The sequence below is a fragment of the Niallia sp. HCP3S3_B10 genome, from assembly GCF_052064465.1.
GTDB classification, from domain to species: Bacteria; Bacillota; Bacilli; order Bacillales; family Cytobacillaceae; genus Niallia; species Niallia hominis.
On record NZ_JBQHVO010000066.1, the window covers coordinates 15,737 to 29,890 of the forward strand.

The 14,154-nt window shown below is 32.8% G+C and carries 9 protein-coding genes and 1 pseudogene; all 10 read right to left on the minus strand.

The window, feature by feature from the left end:
* Positions 1-52: 52 nt before the first annotated feature.
* Positions 53-1,867, minus strand: coding sequence for a group II intron reverse transcriptase/maturase (ltrA, locus tag ACTNDN_RS20875; RefSeq protein WP_441132080.1), 1,815 nt, complete (start codon positions 1,865-1,867; stop codon positions 53-55).
* A gap of 573 nt (positions 1,868-2,440) precedes the next feature.
* Positions 2,441-3,217 (minus strand): hypothetical protein, encoded by a 777-nt coding sequence (locus tag ACTNDN_RS20880; RefSeq protein WP_441132082.1) that lies wholly within the window; start codon positions 3,215-3,217, stop codon positions 2,441-2,443.
* Positions 3,218-3,378: 161 nt separating this feature from the next.
* A complete protein-coding gene (locus tag ACTNDN_RS20885) occupies positions 3,379-5,211 on the minus strand; it encodes a reverse transcriptase domain-containing protein (RefSeq protein ID WP_441132084.1) in 1,833 nt (610 codons plus the stop codon).
* 600 nt (positions 5,212-5,811) lie between these two features.
* Positions 5,812-7,608 (minus strand): hypothetical protein, encoded by a 1,797-nt coding sequence (locus tag ACTNDN_RS20890; protein ID WP_441132086.1) that lies wholly within the window; start codon positions 7,606-7,608, stop codon positions 5,812-5,814.
* 332 nt (positions 7,609-7,940) lie between these two features.
* On the minus strand, positions 7,941-8,264 hold the full coding sequence (locus tag ACTNDN_RS20895) for a hypothetical protein (RefSeq protein ID WP_441132087.1): 324 nt from the start codon (positions 8,262-8,264) through the stop codon (positions 7,941-7,943).
* A 1,120-nt stretch (positions 8,265-9,384) separates the two neighbouring features.
* Complete coding sequence (locus ACTNDN_RS20900) at positions 9,385-9,759, minus strand: hypothetical protein (protein WP_441132089.1); 375 nt, start codon at positions 9,757-9,759, stop codon at positions 9,385-9,387.
* Positions 9,760-10,213: 454 nt separating this feature from the next.
* Positions 10,214-11,222: pseudogene (locus tag ACTNDN_RS20905) on the minus strand (IS3 family transposase); the annotation flags it as partial.
* A 183-nt stretch (positions 11,223-11,405) separates the two neighbouring features.
* Positions 11,406-12,035 carry a tetratricopeptide repeat protein gene (locus ACTNDN_RS20910; protein WP_251628131.1) on the minus strand — a complete coding sequence of 210 codons (630 nt, stop codon included), beginning with the start codon at positions 12,033-12,035 and terminating at the stop codon, positions 11,406-11,408.
* 28 nt (positions 12,036-12,063) lie between these two features.
* Positions 12,064-12,831: an ABC transporter permease gene (locus tag ACTNDN_RS20915; RefSeq protein WP_251628129.1), complete on the minus strand. Its 768-nt coding sequence runs from the start codon at positions 12,829-12,831 to the stop codon at positions 12,064-12,066.
* A 3-nt stretch (positions 12,832-12,834) separates the two neighbouring features.
* Entirely contained in the window at positions 12,835-13,722 is an 888-nt protein-coding gene (locus ACTNDN_RS20920) for an ABC transporter ATP-binding protein (protein ID WP_441132090.1), read from the minus strand.
* Positions 13,723-14,154 lie beyond the last annotated feature (432 nt).

Consider the following 14,154-nt stretch of genomic DNA (forward strand, 5'->3'; position numbering starts at 1 on the left):
GTACTTGTACCTTTCAGCACATACGGCTCAAGCCATCTGTCATCCTCTCAACTTAATAACGGAACTTCTTGAATGCTCTTTTCATAAGATTAATAGCCTTTTTACTATTCACGTCTTTGATACCATTGCTTTCTAGGTAGTTTACGACTTTTGGTAATTTCTTACCTTCGCCATAATTCTCTAACAATACATGGTGTGTTTTATGACATGATTTGTGTAGTAGTTCGAGGTTATCATAACTATCAACTCCGCCAATTACTACAGGCACTATATGATTGCTTTCAATTGGTTCTATTCCTTGTAAGGATTCACCACAAATTCTGCATTTGTATCTGCTCTTTTTCGCAAGTTTCCTTTTAGCATTAGTATTTTCCCTATTGAATATTTTCTCGTCACGTTTATCAAAGTAAGCTTTAAGCGATGCGTCAAATGGACTATTATATTGTTTGATCTTTACGTGTCTTTCAATCTTAGTCCAACTCATGCGAATAAGCTGTTTCGTATTATCTTTTGGACACGTTAGGAGCCACTTGTCTTTGCTTACGCCTGTATTGTCTGGTTTAAAGTACATTTTCATCAGTTTTCTAAATGAAGTTCTATGATGTCTGTGTTTAAGGTAAATTACGACTTTTTCATTAACATAAGTATCAATGTCTCTGAAAATTACTTTGGCTACTGTTGGTGACCAATAGTTTGCAATCCCTTGTAATATACGATTCAGTTTTTCAATTAGATATGCTGTTTCTCTGCCTTTTCCCCAGTCGAATACTTCCTTGATTTTCTGTTTAGCATTTTTGACACTTTCAAGTGATGGTTTAATGAATAATTTATTTCCATCCTTAGTTGGGTATTGTTTGAAGTTAAATCCGAGGAAATCGAATCCTTCACTAATATGAACAACTCTTGTTTTCTCCTTTGCTAACTTCAATCCACGTTTGTCTAGATATGGTTGTAATTTTTCGTACATCCCAACGGCTTGTTCTTTCGTAGGGCAGACGATAACGAAATCATCTGCATATCTAACAACGCCAACTGACGAGGTATACAATGTATCTCCCTGTCTTTTAGAGTGGATATATCTTACTCCAATTTCTTCTTCCATCCCATGTAATGCTATGTTCGCTAACAGTGGTGAGATGATTCCGCCTTGTGGTGTTCCCTTGTCTGTTTTATGGAATGTAGCATTGTCAACGTATCCACTTTCCAACCATTCTCTAACGATTTTGTTATTTGGGAAGTTTTTAATTCTTTCCATAATAAGGTCGTGGTTTAAGTTGTCAAAGCAGCCTTCAAAATCACCTTCGAAAATCCACCCCTTAGCGCTTCCTCTGCTTAATTTCACGAATAAATCGCTCATAGCGTCATGTGCGCCACGTTTAGGTCTGAATCCATACGATGTCATTTCAAATTTTGCTTCCCACTGTGGTTCTAGAGCAGTTTTAAATACGTTTTGGTACACTCTATCAACAATTACAGGAATGCCTAACGGACGTTTCTTTCCATTCTTTTTAGGGATATATGTTCTTCTAGCCGGTTTAACCTTAATATTTCTTGTACTGTACATTTTAAGTTTGTTGTATAATTCAACTCGCTCTTGCGGAGTGTTAGAAATATATCCGTCTATACCAGCTGTCTTTTTGCCTCTATTTTCTTGCGTTACGCGCTTAATACTTAACAGTAAATTCGCTTTACTTCTAAGTAGAAGTCTTTGTAATTTCCTTACTTTTCTCGTTTGTTTAAGTTGTTCGGCACGATAGATTCGTTGTTGAAGTTTCCTTACATAGTGATTAACTTTCATCCAATTAATTGAGTGCCAGTTATCCACCAGTGGGGAAACAGCCGACGCAACGTACTCGTTGGTTTTCATAACATATCTCCCTCTCTTTAAGGATTATTCTTTTCGCTTTCTATTCGTGTTGATGACCACGTGGAAGTCTGCAATCTTTCGATTTGGGTATTGCCCTATTCTACGGATTATACAAATGAGTTTTTACCTTAACTTTCGTTATGTCGACATTCGCTTTCTCCACGTTCCTTTACCCTCTACATATTGTGGTTTCCTTACGGTCACCCTACCTCAGATGAGAGGAATGTATAGGGCTTACCAAGTTTCACTAATAATAGATACGTTAGGTTAGGCATCCTTCTTTACTCCGGTGGATCTATGGGTCATTTCGCAGTTCCTCGACCGTAGAACTTTTCCTATCCACATCTACAAGCTTGTTCAATCACAGTACGCTTGTTGTCGGTAACGAAGACTACAAAGGTTCAGCTTACGCTTATACCTTCCTAACTTTCCCTAGCTCTTTTGGAATTCTGTGTAAATTCCTCCATTAAGCATTTAACCCTCATGCAACCCAACAATTCGATTACTCGAAAAGCAGTTTCGGGCGGGAACGTCCTCAATGACTAAGACGGTTTCTTATGGAAACACTACTATTTAGCAACTTCTTGTCGCACGGTCTAATCCTACTTTCACTAATTCTTGAGATACAATACACACATCATAATTCTCTTTTTTTATCTTTTTTTCTAACCATTCACTTCGTCTATTGGTACTTGTTGAAGAAGTATCCAGGATACAGACCTTAGCACCTATCATTTCTAAAATATGCTTTAATCGTGGTCTTACATCCCTACCCTCAACACTCGATCCTGTATCTCGAACATAAACAATAGATTTTCTTCCTTCAGATATCTCGCCCTTAATTATTTCCTGTAACTTTTTCTCTTTACTAAGAATTCTTTCTTGTTCGAATGGTTCTGGTTTCCAAATAAGTTCACCATTCATATAAAATGCTGGATAAGTAAATGGATTATCTGGGTATGAAATTCCAGTCTGAGTTAATGGCATATATAATTTAAATCCATCTTCTAACTCGTCAATGGATTTTTCAAAAGTGTTGACCATTCTCTGATAATTTAGTTGGAGATCTTCATCTGGTTTCACAAGTATAGTTGGCACATTCACCAGTTCAACTGGATCTGGCCAAACATCAACTAATCTAACAAGTACTGTATTTTGTACAAGAAATTTTGAAAAAACAAACGGTGAAATACCTGGTAGTATTTTCTCGTTTCTTTTTGTCCCACCCCTTGATTGCTTGTTTGTATATTCAGAATTAGAATCTTGATTATAAGTGGTAGTTTCAATTACCCCATATTCTTCGTTCCATTTTCTAACTTCTGAATATTTATAACCATTTTCTACCATCAAAGAAGGAAACAGTCTCCATAAGGTATAATAAATATCTTCCGCAACGGGATAAGAAGGCGGTGCCTTGCTATATTACTATAGTAGGTTTCCACCAACTCTCCCCCAGAACCGTACTTGCAAGTCTCCAAGCATACGGCTCACTATTATCTCCCAGTTTTCAGTTAAAGTTGTCCTTTGTGAAGTTTCATATGACAGTCATTTCCTTGACCTCTTGCGCAGAGAGCAAGCTGCCTGCGGTTACGGGCTATCATAATTACTTCCCATTTTTGTAGACTTCTTTTCTTTTTCAAGTCCTTTAGTTTCCTAACATGGTGCATTTCCAAATCAACATCAGTTGCTCCACAGTATTCACATACACGGGCATTCATTCTGTCAATTAGACTTGTAATGCCACTGTACACCCAACCATTAGGTAGATTATCTATTTTGGACTCTGTCGAAGCCTTTTCAACTCTAGTAAAAGAACTAATGAGTGTTTTTGACTTCATTCCTTTTTTCGTTTCATATTGAACAGTGAATACTCCATTGACACTGAATTTATCTATGACTTTTCTAACTGAGATTTTGTACTTTCTAGCGAATGTTTTATACATACTGTATTCCATGATGTATGCCATTTTATTAAGCACACTCACGTTATTCGCTATCTTGTAATACTCATAGAATCCTCGAAGTTCTGCATCGTAGATGCTAATAATTTCAAGGTCGTCATTATTGATTAGCTCAGGTCTATGAACCATTTTCCAATCGTTACCGTTTATTCTTAGAATATTCCTATCAAGAAGTTTATTTACCCATTTTTCCTTCGGGACGTAGAGTTTTACCTTACCGTTATTTTGCCTTTGGAGTTTGCCATCTTTATTTCTTGTTGGTTGTGTACTGTAACTCGTTACAATATCAAAACCCAGAAATCTAGCTTTCTCTTTATGGGCATGAGTGATAAGTGTTTTCTCTACTGATAGTTCAAGTTTCAGCTTATTAGACAAGAATGCCTTAATGTCCTGTTTGGTTTTCTCCGCATCTTCCTTACTTCCAATTACACCGACAAGGAAATCATCAGCATAACGGACATAGTTGATTCTACGGAAGTCAGTATCAAATGGATCAGTCGCATTCATCTCATTACGTTTCTTAATGAGTGCTTTATAAGCTTTGGTGTGTTCCTTTTTCTCAGAAGTAGACATTAAGTCCCATTCTTCATCAGATTTCTTCATTTTCGTTAGTTGCCATTCTAATGCTCTATAATCATGTGTCCGTTTTCGCTTCTTACCCTTATTGAATTCTTCAGCATATTGTTCCATATACTTATCCAATTCATGAAGATATATGTTTGCTAATAATGGACTGATAACACCACCTTGAGGTGTGCCGCTGAAAGTCTTGTGGTAAACCCAATCCTCTAAATAACCTGCTTTGAGGAATTTCCAGATAAGTCGAATAAACCTTTCATCTTTTATCCTTTTCCTAAGAAGATTGATTAAAGTGTGATGATCAATGTTGTCAAAGAATCCTTTGATGTCTCCTTCAACAAACCACTTAACTCCAGTGAATGTTTTTTGTATTTTGTCTACAGCAGTTTGGCAACTAAGATTAGGTCTAAAACCATGTGAAGAATCTCGGAAGATAGGTTCGTATAACCCTTCTAAGATTCTACGTGCAACTTCTTGAACTAACTTATCATCCATTGAAGGAATTCTTAGAGGTCTCTGACCTGTTGGCTTCTTTGGAATATATTCTCTTCTTGAAGGTTTTGGTTGGTAACTTTCATCTTTTAACTGTTCAATGAGTTTACGGATTCGGTCGATGCTCATACCATCAATGGTTTTTCCGTCAGTACCCTCTGTCATATTACCTTCCTTTTTAGCTAACTTTGCATAAGCTTCTAGGAAGAACTCTTCATTATATAGATTTCGATATATACGTTCGAAAACGTAATTCTCATCTCTCTTGGACATTTCAACTAGGTTGTCCATAACTATTTTTGGGATTCTCAAAGTGTCTCCACACCTTCCTGATTTTGTTCTGGACTAGATAACTTGGTCCCTTCGCCATGTACTAGGCTTTCCCTAGCTCGGACTACTACGGACTCTCTGTTGCCCTATTGGATATTCAGACACCTAAAGTGTCATAGCCTTTACAGGCATTCCAACTTAGGCAATCCCCATTTAGTACATTTAGTAACATAGGCTTGAACCAGTGTCGGATGCGACTTTCGCCATTTACCATTTACTATGGTTGGAAGACCACTGAGGCATAACCTTATAAACGGAAAAGCTGTTTATAAAGCAGTAATTATCTAACGGCAAAGCTATTAGACAACATATGGTCAATAGACGTTAATAGAAGTCTTCCGTCTATGTCTTCGCTAGGACTCCTTTGGCTATCGTTCACGCAGTTTAGCATTCATCCTCGTCTGTTTCGATTTCATCTTGCCATTCAGTTGCACCATGACAACTTGGTGACTTATGGCTTTTCACCTAATATGCTGTGTTCCCCGTTATTGGTTTCCCTCACGAGTAAATTAGTAGATGATAGGAGACAATTGATGCCTCTACACTCCTACGACTTGCCTAAAGTCGAATTACTAAATGCCCTTATGGGCGCACTTTTCCACCAAATAATGTTCCCGTTCCTCCAACCACTTTCTTAGCTGCAGCTGCAATACTTCCCAATGCATTTCCTTGAGCACTTGTCGATGCTTTCAGTTCATGAATCTCATCCACAATTGCAATATCAAAAAAATTTTTCATTTTTCTTCGAATGTATTCAATACTGGCAACTCTTCGTGGTTGACCCTGCTTTTTTGGAACCTCTTTTTGGTTACTTTGAATATGTTCTAGTAAATTCCTATTTCCCTCCTTAATGGCTTTAATCAATTTCTTCTCATACTCATACCATTCTTTTATTGATGAATAACGAGTTGCCACCTTCTTGGTCCATAAGCTTCCTCCACATTCTGAACAAAAGGCATTTGCGGGCTTTTGTGTGTTTGTCAGCCTTCTTCCAGTTCCGAATTCGTCTTTATCCATGGTTCTTGTAGAACGTACTTCTATTTCTTTAGAAGGTTCATCCGTATCAGGAATCATTTTTATATCTTCAATTACCTGGTGAGCCTTTCCACAAGAAGGACAATAGTAACCATATCGATAAGGTAATCTATCTTCACTTTGCTGTTTACCAGTTTTTTTCTGACTAAATTGAACAGCTGGAACGATAGATGAATCTCCTCTCATGGTAGTAAAAGATATAACGAAAAAAACTGGTTTTTTTGGTTTCTTTCTTCCACTCATTAACCAATAACGATGATAAGTAATTAATTGACTCGTTCTTTCAATTACTCTCACTTCAGCATGAGGAATTATTTCTTTAATCTCTTCTGGCCACTTTTTAGTTAAAGAAGGTGGGCACATTAATACACTATGATATCCTTCTTTATTTTTCATATCCGATAGTACATCAGCCACAGCAGTCATAATGGTACTTTTACCTGTCGACATTTCGCCTTGGATGATTACAGCCTTACTCTTAGCAAGTTTTTTCGCTACAGCAGTACTTACATGAGCTTGAACTGGAAACAATTCACGTTTATAAGTACTAATTTTAGGGCTAATATGATCCACTAAAGGATTATGAATTGGTGATACCTCTTTGCTAACTTTTTTAATCATTCCCTCAACATTTTGTTGCATATACTCTGTCAAATCTGATACCATTTCTACTACAGTTCCAGTACCCTCTTTGCGGAATCTTAACTTTTTCTCATTAATCATTTTAGAGATTAAATTATCAACCTCTTCTTCTGTAGCTTGTAACTTAAATAACGAAAATCCTTTTGGAAATAATTTAGAATCAAAATAAAGATCTACAGATTGTAAAATCCCTAGATTCAAAAATTCATGAAAAATAATATCTTTCCATTCGGGTAGGATATGTAGTCCAAATTTACCTCCGCCTAAAACTATACGTAAGTCTTCTGCTGGATCCCCAGTAAAAGATAAAATATAATCATCATTTCCCATTAATTCATCATGAACAACAACAATTGCTTTTCTATTATTCATAATAGTCATTGGAAATTTTTCATATTTCCCTTTTTCTGTATAGAGTTCCAATTCTTTTGTATAAGTATAATCTGTTAAGCCTTTCTCTCCGTTTCCGAAAGACAAACCACTTGATCCTATATCAATAGCAGCCTTCATAGCTTGTACAGTAGAATCATTACCAGCAATAATAGTTAGAAGCAGTTTTGCTCTTTGCCAATTTTGCTTTGGTTTTTCATAGGCTAATCCATAGCAAAAAGCGGTCTGCCATGCATCATCTAGATATACTTCAATCATTTTTGGTGTGTCTATTAACTCTTCGGTTATACTTATCGTTTTAGTTTCCTTCATGCTTTCTACCTAATTAGAATAGAAAGCATCGATGCCTCTATCTAATTAGGTAGGGCACCTCCCTCTTATTAATTCATTTTTTATCAAAGTACATTTTAGTTAAATAAGATATTGCTGTATCAAAAGATGAACAAATATCATTAGATATAGAAACTACTTCTGATCTTTTGGAATTATGAATTAAAAACCAATATTGATTGTATTGATAACCGCAATATTCTATATATCTATCTTTGTATTTGAAATACGGAAACTTAAAAGTTTCTATGTTCATATTTTCACCTTTGTGTAATAAAATCTAATGTCCCATAACATTGTAGTTCCTTATTGGTTTAATCTTTAACAAGCTGTACAAGGGATACGGTACCTTCTAAACCTACTACTATATCTAGTAAATTCTGTCGATTTTCGATATCGATATCTTTTGTTTCTTTAACCTTGTTAGCTGCTACGTCATATTCTCCAATCATTAATTCCATTTCCATCCACCACCAAATTTTATGGTAAGTTTCATTCCCATGATGAATCTGCTTTAAAATGCAATATCCATCCTTTTCTACTTTCTTTTCGATTTGTTTTACTAGTTCCTTGATGGTCCTAGAATTCTTGGTACCCTCTTTTAATTTTCTCTTTTTAGATTGCTTTTTCGTCGTCATACCCCTCTCAATCCTTTCTGTTATGAATTCATCTGTACAAATGCTTCGTTAAAATAACGCAAAAAAGCCTTTGTGATTTAATGTAGATAAATAGCTTATAAGCTATTTATTTTCATCAACCACAAAGGCTGTTAACGTTATATTAAGACTGCTAATCCCTTAAGGGATTGCAAATAAAAAATAAAAGTACGAAACATTTGTATAGTGGTATTATATCCCTACTTTTCTTTTAAGACAAGTAGATAACAAAATTGGTTTTCCCTTATATAATATATATTTTTTAAAGAATTGTTTTTATTAACTTAGTATTTATTTGCTTGCAAAAATTACAACCACCCCTTGTAATTTTCTCAACCTATAAATACCTTTAAAATTTCACAATAGGGGTTGAAAATTTTACAAAGCGAAAATTGTTAGATAAATATGCCTTGTAATTTTTACAACACATATTAAATTTCCGCTTTGTAAATTTTACAAGGGGTGTTGTGAAATTTACAAAACGCTTTGAAAAAACTACAAGCCCCATTACAATTTTGATAATGCGGAAATATTAGTGGATAACTCTAACACTATTTGTAGTTTTGAATAAAGATTGATTAAGTGTAGCTTTAAAATAAAGTTTGAACAAAGACACCTCGTAAAACCTTACTTTAAGATTAATAAGAAGCATCCATCTTGAAAAAAAGATTAATCAAAATGGATGCTTCTTCAGCATTTTTAAATTTGGTTTTTATACATCTTATACAGCGTTACTGTATAAAAGCAAGCTCATATTGCTTGCTTTTAAGGCGATTCATAGAAAATATCATTGCTAAAAGTACGCTTTTTAGCTTTTCTTGAGAAATTTTATAAGTAAATAGATTCCTCCTATGATAACTATTAGCCAAAAAACGAAAGGGATAATACCTAAAATATAATAAAATAAATCATCCTTTACTTTTTCTAATTATTTCAAATAAAACCCGATTGTTGAACATCACATTAGACTATTAAATAGTATCGTTGTACTATGTAGTAATGGTTTATAAAAAAGAATGGGAAGTCAATTAAATTCTGATTATTCTAAAGGCAGTGTTCTATAGCCACTATCCCAAAATATTTAATTACACTTCGCTTATTACTACTTCTCGTGTTTACGCTTTGGTTTATATTCTCGATTTGTTTGATGTAGGGATACTACCCACTTATTTGGTTCTTTATTTCCATCAGGTCTTGGAACCGTATTGAAGTATTTCATTGTGTTTTGTAGGTAATATTCGTGAGGAAATTCGACTCCTGCAAGAAGGTTGTCAAAATAAACAAGTCTCTGTGCCACACCTTCTCCTTTAAGCTTCCTATTTGCTAGTTGAGGATATTCTTTTATCAATCTTTTTCCAAAGTTGATAGTGATTTCTTTTGTTTTTACCTCTGTTTCATCCTGAACAAAATAACGATATTCTTTAATATTGTCTATAAAAATTGGGTTTTGCTCATCAGTATATATCTGACCACTCATAATCTTCTCTCCTAATCATCCATTCCTCTGCTTCCTTATAAATTAACCTAGACCAAATAACTCTGAAACACTTGTCTTTTTTATGTCCTGTAAAGTAACAGAAACGTCCCGCATGACGAGGGTCTCCGTGTTCAGTAAAAGTGCTAATAGTATTCTTAATATCAAAAACATATAAATCATCTTTGTGTAATATAGAAAGTAAATCAACAATACGAAGGACTTCTTGATAATAGAACAGGTTGGGAATAGTTTTAACTTCTGGTTTCCCCCAACCTAATAAAATAAGTCTCTTATCCTTTAAAGCGATTGCTAGCTTAGCTGCATTTAACGTTTGAACTCTATCTAAGACATTTGCTTTGTGTAAAGCTCTAATTTGTGTTAGTACCGAGATGGTATTGCTGGCATAAAACGGTAAGACATTACAAATGGTAATATCTGGTATGCCGACACAAAACTAGACAACTTTTTTAAGGTGTTTCAGTTTATATTCAATAGGGCTTAAATAACCTAATGTTCCATAAATTCGAATATAATTAAACCAATTCACATAGTCGTATAATTCCCTTGATAATTCTTCTAAACTAGTAAAATGCCTTTTCTTAATAAACTCTGTTTTGATAATTTTAAACGTTGCTTCTGTCACTGCATTATCATAAGGACAGCCTTTCATGCTTAATGATCGCTTTATACCGAAAGTCTCTAAAGCTTCATCTATTAGTTTATTTTTAAATTCATTTCCACAATCCGTGTGGAAATATTGAATTTTACGCAAATCTTTCTTAATGGAAGAAAAGGCGCGATATACGAGTGCTGCATCCTTGTTTGGACCGGTACTTTGTCCAATGATTTCTCGATTAAAGAGATCAACAAATACACATATGAACTTCCATTTTTTATCGACCCTTACGTATGTCAAATCGCAAACGACCACTGTCATTTCTTCTTCTTGATGAAAAGCACGATTTAATTCATTTTGTTTTTGAGATTCATTGCACTTCGTTGAATGTGGTTTAAATTGGGCCACTGCATAAGAGGAAACAAGCCCTTGTTCCCGCATAATGCGACCGATTCGGCGTCTTGAAATTATAAATCCTTGTTTTTTAATTCCACTTTTATCTTACGTGTGCCGTAGTTTTGCCGGCTTAAATAAAAGATTTAGATAATTTTGAGGTTATATCATCCTCTGACGCTCTTTCTTTTGCTTCATAGGTGTTTCTTGAAAGCTGTAGGACTTTACACATTGCTGATATCGAGTACTTGTGCTGGTTGTTCTTGATCACATTTACTTTCGTCCTAGTATCAGCGCTGCCTGCTTTAAAATATCATTCTCCATTTCAAGTTGCTTGTTTCTTTTCTGAAGTTCCTGAAAGTTCCTTTTGTTCGGGCGTTAAATTATCCTTTTCTTGAAAGGATCCGGTAGTTTGATGCTGATTAATCCACTTATCTAAGGAGGATGGAGTTAACGAATTTTTTATTGCAGTTATTATACTAGTTCTCCAATGATATTCTGTAGAGTAAGGCACATCTAAAATACTTATAACATATCCATTCCGCAAAAGGTAGCCCTTTTCTCCGAGATTGAATGTGTCAGTAAGTTTCATTTAACTTCTTTACCATATAGCCATTTCCTTTGATCAGTAAAAAAACTATTCAAAATAATTGTTTTTTATTTCGTTTCTAATTTCTTCAAAAGTAATATAGTTATTGATAAAATTATTATCTGATTCACTTATTTTCTTTAGATGTAAGTCTTTTATAAAATCATTGTATTTTTTCGAATAATCATTTAAAAAAGTTACATCAGAATCTTCTTTATTTTTAGTGTGAGAAAGTGCACTATTTAACTTCTTTATATATACTTCTGCTTTATTCAAATCAATTACCAAGTATATTTGAGATAAATAATACAAGGTTGTAAGATTTTCTGGTTCAATTAATAATATCTTTTCTCTATAATCTATTGCTTTATTATACTCCTTTAAATATATATAAGCATTTGATAAATTATTATAAGCTAGTGTATTTCCAGGTTCTAATTCAAGAACCTCTTTATATGTAGTAATGGCTTTGCTATAGTCTTTATCATTAAGATATAACTCACCTAATTCATTATAAATTTCAACACTTTTATTACTTTTTACCACATTTTCAAGCCTTCCGATTTTTTGCTCAATAGTTACACTACTTTTTTTAGAAGATTCCTTGGCAACACCATACTTAAATCCAATATTAAGTATTATTAATAGGAAAAGAATAAAAATTAATCTCTTTTTCATATATCCTCCGTATCCAAACTCATAATCTTTAATTTATATACTTCTCTTTTTTTTCAATAAATAAAACAGATAATAATAAAAAGAATAACATTGTTATTGCACATAATGTTATAGAATATAAAATGCGATAAATGGGAAAATCATCTTCCCCTAATAATTGATAAATATCGCTAACTTCAAAAAATAGTAAATTACGCATCCAATCATAATGAGGTATAAACATATAAAATAGTATAACCGCAATAGGAAGTAATAATGTTATAAATTGGTTCCTAGTTAATATTCCGCCTAAATAGGTTAGCGCACCAAAAGCTAATGAATATATTAGGTAAGAGATTGATATTACATAAACTCTGTATAATGCCAATCCAAAACTAATTGTCGTATAAGTCACTTCAATTATTGATAAATCCGCAAAGAATAATATTGTAATTATCTGATATATAGTAATTAAAATCAAATATAATATTGTAAAGAAGATTGTTCCTGCAAAAAATTTACCGAGAATAATTTGTTCTATTGAAAACCTCGATGAAAGCAGATTTTCAATAGTTTTATCCTTAAATTCTTTTGTAATCAAAGGTCCAAAAAACATAGATACTATTAATGGAAAAATTAATTGACCATTAATACTAAATATATAATGTGTATATCTTAAATAATTTTTATTTAAACCTGGTTCATACCAGCTCATTACCATACTAAGGCCAAGGAAAATTATAAAAAAAATTGCAACTGGTAAATGTATTCTTGATTTATAAATCTTATATAACTCTACCTTTATTAATTCATACATAAATCACTTACCACCTAAAGTCTCAAAATATATTTTCTCTAAATTTTTCAAAGAATTTTGAACGTCTATTATTTGTATGTTGTTCTTAAATAATAACATATTAAACTCTGTAAAATAGTCTCTCTCAATACTTACTAGGAGACTATCTTTATCTTTATTTATTATATGAACCTTGGGGTTAATTACTGGAAGTGACTCTCCCTTTATAATTAAATAGATTTTTTTGTTCTCTATTTTATAATCTATTGTTTCAATAATTGCTCCACCTTTAATTATGACAACTTTATTACAAATCTCTTCTACTTCATTTAATAAGTGACTAGAAAGAATTATCCCCTTATTTTCCCTTCTTTTCTCTTCTATTATCTTTTTTACTAGTCTTACTCCATCAATGTCAAGTGCATTTAAGGGTTCATCTAATAATATTATATCAGGATTATGTATCATAGCACTAGCTACTCCCAACCTTTGTCTCATACCCAATGAATAGTTTTTAATTTTTTTTTCCAAATAACCTTTCATATCTAACTTATCAATAATAAGATCTAAATATTCCTCATCCTTTTTTCCTTTTAATCTTTGAATAATATTAAGGTGTTCTTTACCACTTAAATAAGAGTATAATTTAGGTTCTTCAATTAGATGACCTATTAATTCATTAGTTATTGAACTAATCTTATTACCACAAACTTCTATATTTCCACTGTTCTTCTTATAAATCCCAGTTATTAACTTAAATAATGTGCTTTTTCCAGAACCATTTGGTCCAATAATCCCTAGTACTTCTCCTTTTTGAAGAGTTAGATTTATATTTTTAATTATTCTAGAATTATTCTTACTGTATGTAATATTCTCTATCTTTAACAAATTATTATTTTTTAATTGTCCCAAACAATTCACTCCATCTTAAAATGTATTTTTCTACCTTTTAGTTTACATATTAATTTAAATTTTTTCAATTAACAATTATATAATTTGAGGATTTTTATGAATTTTCAGAAAAAATATTGGTTTAAAGATGAAATTATGTTAATATCTTCCTTGTGGATGTGATAATTGGATTTCTGACAAAGTATAATACAAAAGGGAGGGAATAATATTATTCAATAGTTTATAACGTTTGCTATTTTTATTATAAATAAAATTAATATTGAACTAGTTATTCAAATATTACAATTCACTATTAAACTAATAAGGAGATTAAGTATGAAATCAAAAAAATTACTAGTAATCCTGAATTATTCATAGAAAATCATTAATTGGTTACAATCGTTATTCCAATAAGCTTTTTTGTTAAATGTTAATTCACTTGATAAATGAAAA

Coding starts and splice junctions, on each gene's coding strand:
- ltrA (WP_441132080.1), bottom strand. CDS start 1,867: ATGAAAACCAACGAGTACGTTGCGTCGGCTGTTTCCCCACTGGTGGAT.
- ACTNDN_RS20890 (WP_441132086.1), bottom strand. CDS start 7,608: ATGAAGGAAACTAAAACGATAAGTATAACCGAAGAGTTAATAGACACA.
- ACTNDN_RS20895 (WP_441132087.1), bottom strand. CDS start 8,264: ATGACGACGAAAAAGCAATCTAAAAAGAGAAAATTAAAAGAGGGTACC.
- ACTNDN_RS20900 (WP_441132089.1), bottom strand. CDS start 9,759: ATGAGTGGTCAGATATATACTGATGAGCAAAACCCAATTTTTATAGAC.
- ACTNDN_RS20910 (WP_251628131.1), bottom strand. CDS start 12,035: ATGAAAAAGAGATTAATTTTTATTCTTTTCCTATTAATAATACTTAAT.
- ACTNDN_RS20915 (WP_251628129.1), bottom strand. CDS start 12,831: ATGTATGAATTAATAAAGGTAGAGTTATATAAGATTTATAAATCAAGA.